Below are 17586 nucleotides of genomic sequence, written 5' to 3'. Positions count from 1 at the left end.
GCTTGCCATGAATGATCAGCACACCCCCGACCCCCGTTTCCTGAACCACCTGCGCGACCTACCCGATTGGCATTTAAACTGGGCGGGTCGACGCCGGCCCGCCCAATCCGTGGCCGGTCAATGGGATCCCGCGCTTCACCAACGCCTTGGCTCGGTCGCCAAAGGCAACCCCTGGGCCGAGTACAGCTTGTTAACCGCCGCGTTGCGGGTGGTGCTGTGGCGCCTCGGTGGCGCCGCGGATCTCCTGATCGCGACCCCGGCCTTGCATGAGGAAACCCGGCGCGGTCCGCTGCTGGTGCGGCTGGCCCTGGACCCCAAAGGGAGTTTCCGCGCGCTGACCCGCGCCCAGCGCGACGCCCTCGCCATTGCGCGCAACGGTTTGGCGACCGACCGCGAAACCTTTGAAACCGCCTGGCGCACCAACGACGGCGGCGACCCTACCCCGCTCTACCGCGTGGTTTGGCAACAGGCGGGTTTAAGCACGGGCGCGGCCTTGCCGGCACGCTTTCGCTTCACCTGGGAACGCGACCCCGAACAGTCCCTCCTCGCCGTTTGGGTGGCGGAAGAGGCGGGCGGCGAAGATCTTGCCCGTGCGCTTGCCACACGTTTGCCCATCGTCCTAACCAACCTCCTCGACAACGGCGACCTGCCTTTGACCGAGATCCCGCTGCTCGGCGCGGGCGAATCCCCGCTGATCCAAGCGGAGCAGCCGCGCTGCTTCCCCGCCACGCCCGTCACCGGCCTGTTGGCGGCGCAAGCGGCACGCCACGGTGCCGAACCGGCCCTGCATTTCGAAGAACACACGCTGAGCTACGCCGCCTTTTCCCAGCGGATCGAAAAGGTCGCCTGCTCTTTGCAGCAACAGGGAGTCGGCCGTGGATCACGCGTTGCCCTGTGGGGCCGACGCCACCCGGATTTCGTCGTGGCGATGTGGGCGGTGCTGCGATGCGGCGCTTCCTGGCTGGCCTTGGATCCCAGTTACCCGCAAGACCGCCTCAACCTGATGCTGGCCGATAGCGGCACCTGTTTGGTGCTGGGTTTGCCCCCTTCCGTTTCGTTGACGCTGCCCGAGGGCTGTAGCGCGCTTCCCGAAATTGCACCCACCGCGGGGGCGGGCCGTTTTGAGCCCGCGGCCATTCGCGCCGAGGACGAGGCCTATGTGATTTACACCAGCGGCTCAACCGGGCGCCCCAAGGGTGTGCCCATCCATCACGGCGCCTTAACCCGGTACATTCAGTGGGCCGCGGCGACTTACCGCGATCAAGCCGCCGACTGTGCCTGGTTCACCACGCCCGCCTTTGACTTGACCATCACCAGTTTGTTCCTGCCGTTTACCCAAGGTGACGCCCTGGTGGTTTTTGGCGAGGCCCCTACCGAAACCCTGGTCGCCGCGGTCTTTGCCGATCCCCGCATCGACCTGGTCAAACTGACCCCGGCCCACGTCGCCTTGGTGCCCGAACACCCACCCAGCAGCGTGGCGCGGGTCATCCTCGGCGGCGAAGCACTGCTGCCCGAACAGGTGCGGCGCCTGCGCGCGGTTAACCCCGCGATGCGTATTTTTAACGAATACGGCCCGACCGAGGCCACCGTCGGCTGCACCATGCAGGAAATAACCGACCCCGACCAGATCACCATCGGCCGTCCCGCCGACCACGCCGTGATCGCGCTTTTGGACGCGCACGATCACCCGGTACCGCCCGGCTTCCACGGCTCCCTCCACATCGGCGGCGAGGCCCTAACCAGCGGCTACCTCAACCGAGCCACGCTCAATAGCGAACGCTTCACCCAACGCCCGGACGGGACCCGCCTGTACCGCGCCGGCGACCTGGCCTCGCTTGATGCGGCGGGGAACCTGCACTACCACGGCCGCAACGATTTCCAACTTAAAATCAGGGGTTACCGCATCGAAGCCGGAGAAATTGAAAGCACTTTAACCAACCTCGAGGGCGTCCACGAGGCGGTCGTGATCGGCGCACCCGGCGCGGACGGTAAACCGGTTTTGGTCGCCTACGTGGCCGGTCCCGGTGCCGCCGAGGAAACCCGTTTGCGCGAGGCGGTCGCCGCCGCCTTGCCGCTTTACATGATGCCCGCCTTTTTCGTGGCCTTGCCGGCACTGCCGCTCACCGCCAACGGCAAGGTCGACCGCGCCGCCTTACCCGCGCCGCAACAGGCCCGCCCCGGCGGCACGGCAAGCAACGAAGGCGAGGCCGCGCTGGTGCGCGCCTTTGCCGCCGCTTTCCCCAAACAGACCGTCACCACCGGCGCGGATTTCTTCGCGCTCGGCGGCGACTCCATCAAAGCGCTGCAGATTTCGGCCTTCCTCCACGAGGCCGGTTACGCCCTCGAGGTGGGCGACCTCTTCCGCGAACCGCGCTTGCGCCACGTGGCGAGCGGACTTCGGCCGTTGACCGAAAAACGCGTGTTCGAACCGCTGCAGGGCGCGGTGCCGACCACCCCGGCCCAAAGCCATTTCCGTCGCTGGTTCGCGGGCAATCGCGGCGCCTATAACCAAAGTGTGCTGCTGGACCTGCCCCAACCTATCAGCGACATCGGTTTGCGCGCCGTCGTGCGCGCGCTGCAGGAACGCCACGAGGTTTTGCGGGCGATCCCGCACCCCCAACACCCGGATCAATTGCTGATTAGGGAGACCTACGCCACCCCGGCATGGGTCGACTTGCGCGGATCGGATACCGTCCGCCGCGACCTGCAACAACGCGCCGCCGCCGACCAGCGCGACTTTGACCTGGAACAAGGTCCGCTGCTGCGCGTTACTTATTTCCAATGCAACGACAGCGACCGCCTCCTCGTCGCGGCCCATCATTTCATTGTCGACGCTGTCTCCTGGCGCTTGCTTTTAAACGAGTTATCTCGGTTTTTGGTGCAGCATCATTTGGGCAAGCCGCTGAAACCATCGCCGCGTGGGGCGAGCCTCGATGATTTGGCGGCTTGGTTGAAAACGCGTTTTCCGGCGGACGAACGCCGTCGCCGCGCTGCCTTTTGGCAAGCCTATGCCGCCGGATCCCAACGCATCGAACCGGACAGCGAGCGGCCAGGATCGAAGAAGGCAACCCGGGTGGCCTTCCTCAACCACACCTGGGACACCACCCAAACCCAAACCATGCTGGGTGCCGCCCACCGCGCCTTCCGAACCGAAATCAACGATCTTTTGCTCACCGCGCTCGGCGACGCCTTGTGGCGGGCCGAACGGCTTAGCCGGGTGCAGGTCTTGCTCGAATCCCACGGACGCGATTTGGGCGCCGACGCGCCCGACCTTAGCCGCACCGTCGCCTGGTTCACCACCTGGTTCCCGGTGGTCCTGCACCACCAAGACGGCGACGTGCGCACCCGCTTAACCGCCGTCAAAGAGAACCTGCGCGCGGTCCGACACGCGGGCATCGATTACAGCCTCTTGAGCGCCGCCGGCGAAACGGACGGCCCCGCGCCGGAGATGGGTTTTAACTACCTCGGTCGCTTTGACGCCGACGAAGAGGATCCGTCCCGGCCTCGGTTCAGCACCTGGGATATCGGCCCGGAAAACGACCCCAGCGATCCGCCGCCCTTCGCCTGGTTTTTCTCCGGCATGGTGGTCAACGACCGATTGCAACTGGGCCTTGCCTACGACCAACACCGCTTCCACCCGGAACGCATGGCCCGCTTGCATCAAAGCCTGATCGAGGCCGTCGACGCCTTGGTTGCGGCAACCACGCACCAACCCCGCGTCTGGCTGTCCCCCGCGGACGTGCCCTTGGCCGCGCTGCAGGCGTCCACCCTGGACCAAATCCAGGAACACCACGAACTGACCGATCTTTATCCCCTCTCCCCCATGCAGCAGGGTTTGTTGTTCCACCACAACCTGGATCAGGACGGAAGCTACGTGGAACAAATCGCCCAAGTCCTGCGCGGCCGTTTGGATCAAAACGCGTTGACCGCCGCCCTGACCCGCGTGTTGGACGACGCCGAAATCGGCCGCACCCAATTTTTCCCGGACGCGCCCGGCGGCGCCTTGCAAGGTCTGCTCACGCGGGCCCTCACGCCGACCGTCCAAACCGTGACGCCCGCCGAGGCCGATGCATGGATGGCGTCCGACCGCGAACAGGCGTTTGACCTTGCCGCAGGCCCGCCCCTGCGCGTCACCTTGCTGGCACTGGGCGAGGACCGCTACCGCTTGGTGTGGACCTTCCACCATATGTTGATGGACGGCTGGTGTTTGCCGCTGTTGTTCTCCGCCGTCATCGATCACTACCGCCGCTTGCGACGCGGCGAGCGCATCCATTCCAAACCCTTTCCGCCCTTCCGCCGCTACATCCGCAAGCTGGCCGAACAGGACGGAAGCGCCGCCGTGCAATGGTGGCGACGCGCCCTCCAAGGCCACGAAAAAACCACGCTTGCCGGATCTGGAAGTGGACAACCCGCGCGCCATTCGTTCGAGGTGCGCTGGTCGGAAGAGGACACGCGCCGCCTCAACGCCATGGCCGCCGCCGAACGCGTCACCGCCAACCACATCGTGCACGTGCTGTGGGCCGTTCAGGTGGCGCGCCGCCTGTTCAGCCAAGACGTGCTGTTCGGTGCCGTCGTTTCCGGCCGGCCCGCCGAGGTGCCGGGGATTCATGAGATGATCGGCCTGTTTATCAACACCCTGCCGGTCCGAGTTCGCTTGGACGGGCACACCCCGTTGCGCGAGATCGTGCAACAACGCCGCGACAACGCCGTGGCGGCCGAGGCCCAACCCAGCGTGCCCTTGGCGGAAATCCAACAGGGCCGCGCCTTGTTTGACCACATCCTCGTTTTTGAGAATTACCCCGAGGGCGACGCCGTTCTGGAAGACGCGGACGGCTTTCAGCTGGAGGGCGTGCTCGCCCACGAACAAACCCACTACCCGCTCACCCTGGTGGTGGTACCCGACGAGGCCTTGCTGTTCCGCGCCGATCTCGACGCGGACCGCATCGATCCTGAGACCGTCGCCCACATGCTCGACGGCATGGTGCACCTGTTGCGTGCCTGGTCGCGGCAGCCGGCGTTGACCCTGAGCCATGGGTGGTCGCCCGCGCCCACGCTGCCGGCAAGCGTTCCCTTGGACGATCCCGACGTGCTCCAGGCCTTTGCCGCGCGTGTCGCGGAAACACCGGCGGCGGTTGCCGTGCGGTTCCCCGGTGGTTCCTGGACGTACCAAACGCTGGCCGCGCGGGTTGCCGGTTTGGCCCAACAGCTTCGCAGCCGGCGACAGGTACGGCCAGGTGACCGCATCGCCATTGGCCTGACGCGGGGGCCGCAATTGATTCAGGCACTTCTCGCCACGCTCGCTTGCGGCGCCGCTTACGTACCCCTTGACCCCGAGGCGCCCCGCCAACGCATCCACGATCTTTTGGACGACGCCGCGCCACGCCTCACCATCAGCACGCCGGACCTCGCGAGGAAATTCGATCTGGCCGATGACGCCTGGCTCGACCCGGACAAGGTGACACCCGAAACCAACCCGGAATGGGAACCCACCACCGGCGACGGCTGTCGACCTGCATATATAATGTATACCTCCGGCTCGACCGGAAAACCCAAGGGCGTGGTCGTCACCCGCGCCAACCTAGCCTGGTACCTGGCCCGAGCGCGCGCTCTTTATTTCGACGAACGTCCCGATGCCGCTATGGCGCTGTTCACCGCCACCACCTTCGACCTCACCGTGACCACCTTTTTTTCCCCACTCACCCGCGGCGCGGCTGTCGTCATCCCAAACGCCGCGCCCTTGGACGAACAAATCCACGCGGTCTTCGCGCCCGGCAGCGGCGTACAGGCCGTCAAAATGACACCGGCCCACGTCGCCTTGCTGGAAGGCTTGGATCGCACCGAGGTAGCGGTCGTGATTCTCGGCGGCGAGGCATTGAAGCCGGAGGTTGTGGCCCAACTGCGCCGGCGCAACCCAAGCATGCAGATTTACAACGAATACGGGCCTACCGAAGCCACCGTCGGCTGTTTGGTTGAAGCCGTCGACGAGGGCCCAATCAGCATCGGCCGTCCTATGACCGGGGTGACCACCGCGGTGCTGGATCCATGGGGTCAACCGCTTGATGCCGATCAAACCGGTGAATTGCTGCTCGGCGGCCCCGGCGTCGCCGCGGGTTACCACCGACAATCGGCTTTAACCGAGGCGCGATTCATCCGCCACCAAAGCTTGGGCCGCGCCTACCGCACCGGCGACCGGGTGCGCCGCGACCACGAAGGCCGCTTCCATTTCCTCGGCCGCATCGACCACCAGCTCAGCCTGCGAGGGTACCGCATCGAGGCCGGCGAGGTGGCGCAACAGCTCAGCGACCACCCCGACATCAGCGCGGCCGTGGTGGATGTGGTTCACCAGGATCAGGGGCCGCGCCTAACCGCCTGGTTGCGTGGCAAGGGAACGCCCGAAAACCTGCGCGCCTTTCTCAGCGACCGTTTACCCCGGTACATGATTCCCGAGGCCTGGGTATTCGTCGAACAGTTCCCGCTCACCGCCAACGGCAAAATCGACCGGGCCGGTTTGCCCGCGCCAAGCACCAACCAAACCGGCCGTTTGCCCGGAAACGCCGACGAACGATTGCTCGCGGGCATTTGGGGCGCGGTTCTGGGCTTGCCCGCCGACCAAACCCCCGCTGTCGACCAAGACTTTTTCGCGCTGGGCGGTGACTCAATTAAAGCGTTGCAAATCCGCGCCCGCCTGCGCCGCGCCGGTTACGATTTGGCCCTTAAAGATTTGTTCCGCGAGGGCACCATCGCGCGGCTTGCGCCGCTGCTCAAACAGGACACACCGGTACAGCACCGTATCGACGCCGGGCCCGTCGCGCTTTCCCCAATCCAAGCTTGGTTCCTCGGCCAAAAACGATTGCGCCCCAACCATTACAACCAATCGTTACTGCTTCGGTTACCCGTCGATACGGACCCGGCCAAACTCGAAACCGCGTGGCGCGCCCTGGTAAACCATCACCGCTTGCTGGGGGCCAGGCTCGATGGTGGCCAATTGGTTGTGGACGCCGTGAGCCCCGATTTTTGGGAGCACCGTTCGGTTGCCGCCGATACCGCCCAAACAACCGCCGCATCCTTGCAAGCCGACCTTGATTTGGCAGCGGGACCGCTGTTCCGCGCCCTTTTGTTACGCGAACCGGGGGCCGACTTTTTGTTCCTGTGCGGCCACCACCTGGTTGTCGACGGGGTCTCCTGGCGCATTTTGCTCGATGATGTGCAGGACGCCCTTTCAGCCTTGGCCAACGGCGAAAGCCCACAACTCGCCCCGGTCCCCACCGCGTTCGGGGACTGGACCCGCTATCTCCAAGAACAACTACTCCCCACCGTTGCAGCGACGGAAAGCGGTTATTGGCAAACCTTGCCGGCTTGGCGCGAGCCCCTGCCGCTTGCGACGCAACCCTACCGCGTGGCCGACCGCCAACGGGCCGCGCGCGACCTAAGTCCGGCCTTGTCCCATCGCGTGCTGGGACCCCTCCACCAACGGCTCGGCACCGAAATGAACGACATACTGCTCACCGCGCTGGTCACCGCCTTCCAAACAAACGGATTTCGCGGCCCCTTGGCGATCACCCTGGAAGGCCACGGCCGCGACGTCGGCAGCCTCGATTTGAGCCGCACCGTGGGTTGGTTCACCGCGATGTACCCAGTCGTGTTCCCTGAGGTCGACCAACTGGCGAACCGCCTGGAGCAGGTCAAAGCCACCCTGCGCGCCGTTCCAGGCAAAGGTTTGGGTTACGGATTGCTGCGCTTTTTGGCCGAGCGCGACCTGCCGCCGCTCCCCCGTGTTCTCTTTAACTACCTCGGCCGTTTCGATGCCGCCCCGGCCCTCGGCGAATTCCTGGACGCGGGCGCGGAGGAACACGGCGAGGAACATCTGTTGTTTGACTTCGGTTTCGGCGCGGGTGTCACCCAAACCGAAAAGGGCGACGTCTTAACCCTGTTCCTCGACCACCATCCCGCGCGGGTTTCGCCTGAAGCGGCGCAAACCTACCTGGTCGCTTTTGCCGACGCACTTCAGGCCTTGGCCGATCTGGCCGAAAGCAGCCACGGCAACCGTCGCTTGGAAGAATTCCCCTTTGCCGGGTTGAACCAAAACGCTTTGGATCAATTTAACGCGGACCCGCGCGCGGTCGACCTCTATCCCGCCACCCCCATGCAAACCGGCTTGTTGTTCCAAGCCGATCTGGCGCGGGAAAACGGGACGGCGGCCTACGTCAGCCAACTGCGTTTGCGCCTCAACCAACCGCTCGACGGCGAACGCCTGGACCAGGCGCTGACGGTATTGCATCAACGCCACGCCGTGTTGCGCACCCGTTTCGTAAACCACGCGGGCACACCCTGGCAAACGGTCGACCGATCCGAACCGGTCACGGCGCGGCTGCTTGATTTGCGCGGCTTGGCCGAAGCCGACCGCGCCTTGGACGCCTACGCCGAGGAAACCCGTTTGGCTTGCGCCGCGCCGGAAAACGCACGGTTGTGCCATTGGACCCGCGTGATCGACGACCTACCCGGCGACCTCATCCTGTGGACCTTCCACCACGCCCTGCTCGACGGTTGGTCGGTCGGCATCGTACTCACCGAGTTGGTTCAGCTCTACACCCTCGGGACGTCACCCGCGCCGCGTCCCCCCTTCCGCGATTACCTGTTGTGGTTGGCGCAACGGGACCCCAGCGCCGCCCGCGCATGGTGGCGCGGTCATTTGGCAGGCGCCCGTCAGCCCACCCACCTCCCCCTGCCGATTCAGCACGACGAGGGCTGGGCGCCGCGGGCCTGGGTCGCGGAAGACAGCAGCGAATTACTGCACCAACTCGGCGAAACGGCCCGCGCCCAACGCACCACCACCAACCATCTGTGCAGCGCGATCTGGTGCGCCCTGCTTGCGCGACTCGGGCAGCAAAACAGCATTACCTTCGGGGTCGTAAGCAACGGCCGCCCGGCCGAATCCCCCGGCGCGGACCAAATGGTGGGCCTGTTCCTAACCACGCTGCCCGTTCACGTTACCCTTGACGCGGACACCACGGTCGCGCGCTTGGCAGACCGGCTGCAAGATTTGGCAGTAAAACGTGAAAACGTCGGATTTCTGCCATCATCCGAAATACAAGCCCTCTCGCCGCTGGGCCCCAACCTCATCAACCACCTGGTCGTGTTCGAGAGCTACCCCGTCCCCGAAACCCTTTCAGCGGGCCAGAGTGAACTGCGTTTCGAAACCATCGACGTGGAAGAGTGGAACCACTACGACCTGTCCCTGGTGATTGTCCCAGGTGAGATGGGGCGCATCCGCCTGGAATACAACAGCGCCCGCTTCGCCGATGCCGATGTAGCCCGCCTCGGCGAACGGTTTTGTGCTTGGCTGGCTGAAGCGAAAGATCTGATCCACCAACCCCTCGACCGGCTCGCTGTACCCGAGGCACACATCCTGCCACGACCCGAACCCCGCCCCATTTCCAGCGCGCCCGCGACCGCGAGCGACGCAATAACCCGCGCCATGACCGCGCTGTGGTGTGCGGTGCTGGACCGCGATCAGGTCGACCCCGACACCTCGTTTTTCGCGCTGGGCGGCCATTCCCTCGCCGCGGCCAAACTCAACGCGCGCATTCACGACCACTTTGGGGTGCGCCTCCCGTTGCGCGCCGTCTTCACCCAACCCACCGCCGCCGGGCTCAGCGCCTTGGTGCGCCGGGAACAGGAACGCGGGCAAAGCGACACCCGCATCGAACCCGTCGCCGCGGCGCCTTGTTACCCGCTTCCCCCCGCGCAACAGCGCATTCTGATTTTGGCCCGTTTGGACGAAACCGGGATCGCCTACAACATGCCGACCGCGGTTGAAATCAAGGGTCACCTCGATGCAAATGCCTTAGAACAAGCACTGGCCGACGTGGTGGCCCGTCACGAAATCCTGCGCACCCGTTTCCCCGAACGCGACGGTCACCCGGTTCAAGTCATCGAAGCCAATCCGCCGCTTCCCTTCCAAACCCTGCACTGCAGCCCGGCCGAGCAAGAGAACCTGCTCCGCGAAAACGCCGAATTCACCTTCGACCTCGCCGCGGGTCCGCTCCTGCGTGCCCGCCTGCTGTGCTTCTCGCCCAACCACCATTGCTTCGCCCTTAACCTGCACCACCTCTTGGGCGACGCTTGGTCGATGGACCTGCTGGTCCGGGACATCCTCCAGCGTTACCAAAGCCACGCCGGCGGCGAGGCCCAACCCCTCCCCACCAAACACTTGCAGTACAAAGACGTTGCCGCTTGGCTGGCGGCCCGTTCCGACAGTGATGCCTTGGCCGCGTCGCGTGCCTTTTGGTTGGCGTACCTTGCCGATCACCCGGCCCCGGTTAGCCTGCCGGCCGACCGACCCCGCCCCTTGCTCCAAAGTCATCGCGGTGATCGCGTAATGCTGAATCCACCCGAAAACTTGGGCACGCGTTTGGTGGCTTACGCGACCGAATCCGGCGGCACCCCTTTTGGTTTGCTCCTCACCGCGCTGAACCTGTTGGTGCAGGCGACCACGGGGGAAGGCGACCTGATCATCGGCACCCCCGTCGCCAACCGCGATCACGCCGACCTCGCCGACCAAATCGGGGTGTTAATCAACACCCTCGCCCTGCGCCCCCGCCTTGAAAACCAGCTGCCCTTTGCCGAGGCCGCCGCCGCGGTGCAACGCGACCTGGCGCAAGCCTTGGCCCATCAGGCTTATCCTTTCGACCGATTGGTCACCGAGTTGCAGGGCACGACGGCGGCGCGCGATCACGCGGGTCACGGTGCCTTGTTCGACATCATGCTGTCCCTGGTTCAGCATGACACGAAGCACCAAAAGAACCCCGGCAGCCTGGAAGTTACCCCGGTGGAAAGCACCTTCCGCACCACCAAGGGCGATCTCAGTTTTGATTTCCTGCTGGAAGGCAACCGCCTGTTGGGTTCGATTGAGTACAACAGCGATTTGTACGATCCCGCCACGGTCGCCCGCTACGGGCGCCACCTGTTAACCCTGCTCGACCGGCTTCTGGCCGAGCCGGCGCGGCCCTGCGCGCTGGTTGATTTTCTCGACGCCGACGACCACGCCTTGCTGCGCGCCTGGTCCGTGGGACCGGCGCCGGCCCCCTGCGACGCCTCGGTTTTGCCCGCTTTAGAAAGAACCATGCGGGCGCGCGCCGACCAAATCGCCCTGCATCGCAATGGGCGTAGCCTGCGCTACGGCGAATTCTCGCAACGGGCCGACTCCATCGCGGCGGCCTTGGTGCAACAGGGCCGCGTGCGTCCGGGTGATGTGGTGGCGGTGGCGCTGCCCCGTGATTTCGATTTGCCCGCGAGCCTGATCGCCCTGTGGCGCCTGGGTGCCCTGTACCTGCCACTCGACCCGAGCATGCCGGAAGAACGCCTGCGCCGGATCCTCGCCGAGGCCAAAACCCGCGCGTTGATCACCGACGAAGCCGGCGCCGAACGCTTGCGCGATCACCGCTACCGCACCTTGGTTCCGCCTCGGCAACTGGTTGCCGAGGCGCCCCCGTCGGTGAGACTCACCGCCGACACCCCCGCTTATTTGATTTTTACCTCCGGTTCAACTGGAAAACCCAAGGGCGTGTTGGTCACGCACGGCGCCTTGGCCCACACCATCGGCCATGCACGGATCCTGTTTGGGTTTGGCGAAAACGACCGCATGCCCTGGGTTGCACCGCAAGCTTTTGATATCGCCCTGTTCGAGCTCTTGGTGCCGCTCACCGCCGGCGCCTGTGTCGATCTGCTGGATCGGGAACAGGTTTTAGATTTGGAACGCCTCGGCAGCGCCTTTAAGGCGGCGACCGCCTTTCACGCGGTTCCCCATTTGATGGAACGGTTGCTCGCTACACTGCCCGAGGCCGGCGAAGGGCCGCGCGTGCTGTTTACCGGCGGTGACCGCGTGCCACCCGCGCTGTTGCAACGACTCGCGGCGCGTTTTCCCAATACGCGTATTGTCGAACTGTACGGCCCAACCGAGGCCGCGGTGATTTGTTCGGCCTTGGAAGTGAACCCCTATCTTGCCGCGTCGGAGCAACAAGCTGAGGCAGCCTGGCGTGGCGCTTGTATCGGCCGTCCGTTGCCAGGGATTTCGTTGTGGTTGCGTGATGACCACGGCGGCTTGGTGCCGCCGGGGGCGGTGGGTGAAATCACCATCGCCGGACCCACCTTGGCCCGTGGTTATTGGCGCAACGCCGGGGCCGACGCCGCCTTTGTCCAACGGGACCGCCAACGTTACTACCGCACCGGTGACCGCGCCCGTTTCCTGCCCGACGGCAACCTGGCCTTCCTCGGTCGCGGCGATGAACAGGTTCAAGTGCGCGGGTTTCGCGTCGAACCGGGTGAAATCGCCGCGGTGATTTGCCAACACCCGCGGGTGCGCGCCGCGGTGGTCATGCAACAGGAAGGACGCCTCGCCGCCTGGCTAGAACGTCACGCCGAGGCAACGCCCATCGCGGAACTACGCGCCTTCGCCCGCGCCCGTTTGCCCGAGTACATGGTCCCCGAGGTTTGGTTTCTGCTCGAAACCTTTCCGCTCAATAACAACGGCAAAGTGGACCGCGCGGCATTGCGCGCCATGCAAACCGCATCCGAGGCAGTCCCCGAACCCATCCGCCAAGCGCCGCGCACCGCGGCTGAACATTTGCTGGCCGAAATTTGGCGCGAGGTGTTGGGCCATGATCGCTTTGGGATCAACGACCATTTCGCCGACGTGGGCGGGCACAGTTTGGAGGTCACCCGGCTGGCCGCGCTGATCCAACAACGTTTCGGGCGCAAGGTCGGCATTCGCGCGCTTTTTTCCGAACCCACCATTGCGACCCTGGCCGCGGCCGAATTCGCCGACTGGCACGACGAGACCGGGCACGAAACCATACCTACCGTGCCCGACGCCGAGGATTACCCCGTTTCATCCGAGCAGGCGCGCTTGTGGTTGCTCAACCAATTGCCGCACGCCGCGGCGGCCCACACCATTCCCACCGCGGTCACCCTCGACGGGCCCCTCGATATCGATGTGTTCGCCGCCGCCCTCGACGATGTGGTCGCCCGCCACGAAATCATGCGCACCCGCTTCATCCACACGGACCGGGGTCTCCGACAACAGGTTTTGCCTAGCGATCAGGCCCCCCGCCTTGCCGTCATGCGTCCCGGCCCCATCAGCGACCAAGAGCGCCAAATCCTTCTGGCGGAACAAAGCCAACAGGTGTTCAATCTGGCCGAGGCACCACCATGGCGGGCTACCTTGTTTGTGCTGGGTCGGGAACGCCACCTGTTGTTCCTCCAACTCCACCACATTTTGGCCGACGCCTGGTCACTCGGTTTGCTGGTCCAATTATGGCAAGCCGGTTATCAGTCCCACCTCACCGGCGACCGCGCCCAACAAGCCGCGTTGCCTTACCAATACCACGATTACGCGGTTTGGCAACAGCAGCGTTTGACCGGAGGGTCGCTGGCCGCGGCCGAACATTATTGGCTGGAACAATTCAGCGAGCCGCCACCGGCCTTGCCACTCCCCACCGACAAGCCGCGCCCGCGGACACGGCGTTTCGCCGGTGCCCGGATCACACGTCAGTGGTCATCGGCGACCCGCGACCATCTGGCTGCTTTTGCCAAAACACACAATTGCAGCTTGTTCACGGTGCTAATTGCCGCCGTCAACACCCTGTTCCACCGCACCCTGGGCGCGAACGACATCACCCTCGGCGTGCCTTTCGCCCAACGCGATCTACCCGGCAGCGAGGAACAGCTGGGGCTGTACTACAACAACCTTGCGTTGCGCACGCGATTTGAAGGGGTTTCGTCGTTCGGCGCGTTGGTCCGCATCGTGGCCGCCAACCTGCAACATGCCCAGGAACACGGTGCCTATCCCTATGACCACCTTCTCCAAAAACTGCGCTTGCCCCGGGATCCGGGACGCAACCCGCTGTTCGATTGCATGGTCAAATTTGAGCGGGAACGCCAAAGCGATTTCACCGCAATGGAAGGTTACCAGCTTCGCGGGGTGCCCCTCGAGCCAACCACCGCGCATTTTGACCTGACCTTTAGTTTCCACGAACTCGACGACGGTGTGACACTGATACTCGAATACAACCCCGACCTCTACCTCGCGGAACGGATCGAGCACTTGGCCGATTCACTGGAACGATTTGTAAAAAATGAGGTTATCGAGGAAACACCGCTCCAAGCCGGCGTACCGCCACAGCCGCTGCCTCAAGTGAACATGCCAAGCAAACCCACCGAGCCACAAGCCACGGACCCACCGCCGAACCCGTTGGAACGCCGGCTGGCCGCGATATGGGCCGAGATCATCGGCTGTTCCGACGACGAATTCGAACCGAATGACGACTTTTTCGTGTGCGGCGGGTCCTCCATCCAACTCGCCGCGCTGGCACGGCGCTATCACCAAACCTTTGGCGTCGCCACGCCCTTGGCGACCTGGTTCCAAATAACCACCCCGCGCGGGCAAACAAAACACCTAATCGATGCGGGCGTAAACCCGGCTGCCTTCCTTGCTAAGGAGCACAACCCATGAAAATGTGGCTTTTCTTGAAACAGCAACTGGGTGCCCGGATCTACCTGGTCGCCTTGCTCAGCTTGATGACCGGCGTCTGCAACACCTTGATGATTAAAACCATCAACGACGTCATTCACGGCGGGGTAAACGGCGGGCGCATGGCGGTTTTCGCGGCGGCCATCGTCGGTTACTTGGCTGCATCGCGTTTTTTCTCCGCCGCCCTGCTGCGCGCGACACAGCGGGCCGTGTTCACCATGCGCGCCGAAATTTTGGGCGGCGTGTTGGCCTGCGATCAACAGCGCTTCGAGCAGGTTCCCAATCAAGCGATTTACACCGCCATCACCGAGGACACCACCCAATTGGCGCGGTCCCCCGACATCATCAGCAGCATGCTGATCGCGGGTTTCACCATCTTGGTGTGTTTTGCCTATCTGTGTTGGTTGTCCCCGGTTGCCTTTGTGCTCATCCTGCTGTGCATTCTGGTGGGCGCCGGTTTGTACAGCAGCGTGGCGGGCCGAGCCGCGCGTGATTGGTTCGCGGCCCGACAAACGCAGGACGAATTTTTCCGGCTGGTGGACCACCAGTTACGGGGCTTCAAAGAGCTAAAAATGAGCGACGAAAAACGCCGCGAATTTTTCGAAAACCACCTGATGGAACGCTGCCGCGCCGGCTACGAACAAAACGTGCGCGGCGGTGAGCAATACATCCAGGCCGTCCTGGTCAGCGGCATGTTGATCTACGGCGTGCTGGGCGCCTTCGCCTTCACCGGCCAAACCTGGCTAGGCCTGTCGGCCGAACCCTTTGCCTCAACCATTTTGGTGATGTTGTATTTAACCCCCGCCATCCAACAAACCGTCGACCTGTTGCCGACCTTGGACCGCTTCGGCATCGCCATCGACAAAATGGAAAAGCTGCAACGGGATTTGGCGGACAAACAAACGCCGGGTTCCACGTCCGTTGCGCTGGCTGAAGGAAATGCGCCAAAGTTTACCAACTGGCATTGCTTGCGTTTGGCGCGGGTAACTTTTGCGTATCCACCGGTAGACGGCGCCGAACCCTTTCACATCGGCCCGCTCGATCTGGAAGTACGTCGCGGCGAGGTCCTGTTCATCGTGGGCGGCAACGGCAGCGGCAAAACCACCCTGCTCAAACTGCTGCTCGGCCTGTACAAACCAGACAGCGGCCGCTTCACCGTGGACGGCCAAGCCTGGGAAGCAGGTGGCGCGGATCAGCGCCATCTGTTCAGCCCGTTGTTCGCCGATTTCCACCTGTTCGACCGCATCTACGGCCGGCAACCGTCACCGGAGGACCTCGCAAACCACCTCAGCGCCATGGCTCTCGACCACAAGGTGAACCTGGCGGACGGCGCTTGGTCCACCCTTGACCTGTCCCAGGGCCAACGCAAACGCCTGGGTTTGGTGCAAGCGCTGGTCGATCCCGCGCCGGTTTTGGTGATGGACGAATTCGCGGCCGACCAGGACCCGGCCTTCCGCCGCCGCTTCTACCGCGAGCTGATCCCCATGTTCCGCGCCGCGGGCAAAACCATCATCGCCATCACCCACGATGAATCCTATTTCGATTGCGCCGACCGCATCATCCACATGGTGGAAGGCCGCCCGGAAGAACACCAACCCCAGGCCGCCGAAGCACTTTTGACATAAAGGAACCAAGCCAAATGACCCGCAACCTCACCCCCGAACAGCAAAACCACCTGGCCACCCTGCTCCCGCAAGGCTCCCTGATCACCGAGCCGGCCGATTGTGAGGCCTACGCCACCGACGAAACCCGCGAACACCACTTCCTCCCGGATGCGGTCGCCCGCGTCCATACCGTCGAACAGGTCTCGGCCATCCTGGCTTATTGCAACGAACAAGGCATTCCAGTCGTGCCCCGCGGCGGCGGCAGCGGCGTGAGCGGCGGCGCCTTGGCGGTTAACGGCGGCGTCATTCTGTGCTTGAACCACATGAACCGGGTGTTGGCGATCAATCACCGCGACATGACCTGCACCGTCGAGGTCGGCAAAATCACCGGCGAATTAAAGGCCGAGCTGCGTGAACAAAACCTGTGGTTGCCGCCCGATCCCGGCTCAGCCGCCTGGTGCCGGATCGGCGGCAACCTCGCCGAGGCCGCGGCCGGCCCCAAATCGGTCAAATACGGCGCCTTCCGCAACTGGGTGCTCAACATGGAAGTGGTGCTACCGGACGGAACCGTCTTCTGGACCGGCGCGGACGTACGCAAATTCGCCTCGGGCTATAACCTCACACAACTGATCCTGGGCAGCCAGGGCACCTTGGCGGTGATCACCAAGGCCGTGTTCCGCCTGATCACACCACCGACGGAAGAAAACCTGCTGCGGGTGGCCTTCCCCACGGTGGAAGCGGCGGGCGAAACCATCTGCGCCTTGTTCCAAGCGGGCCTCACCCCATCGGAAGTCGAGTTCTTAGAAAGGGACGCCGTCACCATCGCGGCCAAGGCGGCGGGCGAACCCATCGATGCGGCGGTGGGTGCCTACCTGTGGATCGGCTTCGACGGCAACCACGCCGACCAACTCCTGGCCGAGGCGGAAACGGCCGCGCACATCGCGGAGGCACAAGGCGCAAGCGAAACCCTTTTCGCGGACACGCCGACGGCGATGGAAAAGCTTTGCCGCTTACGCAAGCGGGTCGGCACGGCGGTCATCGAACAAACCCCCTTCCGCGACCTCGACCTAACCTTCCCACGGGGTCGTCTGGCGGAAATCGTCAACCTGGTCAAAGCGGTGGGCCGCGAATACGGCTTCGAAAGCGCGATCTTCGGCCACGCGGGCGACGGCAACCTCCACGTCAACGTCCTCCGCAACGGGCTAGACAACCAAACCTGGAACCAAAGCATCATCCCCGGCATCCAAAAAATCTACGACCACACCATCGCCATCGGCGGCGCCCCGAGCGGCGAACACGGCCTGGGCATGGTCACCGCGCGGTATCAACCAGAAGGCGCCAGAAAAAGCGACCACCACCTCGCCTTTTTAGGAAACGCGCTCGCAAATTCCGGCATCCTGAATCCAGACAAACAGAAAACATTCATTGCGAAAATGGGTCGCCCCAAATAGAAAA

The 17586-nt window shown here is 64.0% G+C and carries 3 protein-coding genes; all 3 read left to right on the top strand.

Annotated elements, in window-relative coordinates; all coding sequences use genetic code 11:
- Nucleotides 1-7: 7 nt before the first annotated feature.
- Genes J3U88_RS03430 through J3U88_RS03420 form a run of 3 tightly spaced genes read left to right on the top strand, consistent with a single transcriptional unit; the run spans nt 8 to nt 17582 of the window.
- Nucleotides 8-14509 carry a non-ribosomal peptide synthetase gene (locus J3U88_RS03430; protein WP_207856733.1) on the top strand — a complete coding sequence of 4834 codons (14502 nt, stop codon included), beginning with the start codon at nt 8-10 and terminating at the stop codon, nt 14507-14509.
- Entirely contained in the window at nt 14506-16152 is a 1647-nt protein-coding gene (locus tag J3U88_RS03425) for a cyclic peptide export ABC transporter (protein ID WP_207856732.1), read from the top strand. The genes J3U88_RS03430 and J3U88_RS03425 overlap by 4 nt, the downstream gene beginning before the upstream one ends.
- Before the next feature lie 14 nt (nt 16153-16166).
- On the top strand, nt 16167-17582 hold the full coding sequence (locus J3U88_RS03420) for an FAD-binding oxidoreductase (RefSeq protein WP_207856731.1): 1416 nt from the start codon (nt 16167-16169) through the stop codon (nt 17580-17582).
- Nucleotides 17583-17586: the final 4 nt, after the last annotated feature.

The organism is Acanthopleuribacter pedis (assembly GCF_017377855.1).
Lineage (GTDB): Bacteria > Acidobacteriota > Holophagae > Acanthopleuribacterales > Acanthopleuribacteraceae > Acanthopleuribacter > Acanthopleuribacter pedis.
Note: the sequence above shows the minus strand (reverse complement) of the source record. Positions and strands in the feature narration are given on the sequence as shown.

Excerpts from the sequence above, each read along its gene's own strand:
- J3U88_RS03430 (WP_207856733.1), top strand. The coding sequence starts at position 8 with ATGAATGATCAGCACACCCCCGACCCCCGTTTCCTGAACCACCTGCGC.
- J3U88_RS03425 (WP_207856732.1), top strand. The coding sequence starts at position 14,506 with ATGAAAATGTGGCTTTTCTTGAAACAGCAACTGGGTGCCCGGATCTAC.
- J3U88_RS03420 (WP_207856731.1), top strand. The coding sequence starts at position 16,167 with ATGACCCGCAACCTCACCCCCGAACAGCAAAACCACCTGGCCACCCTG.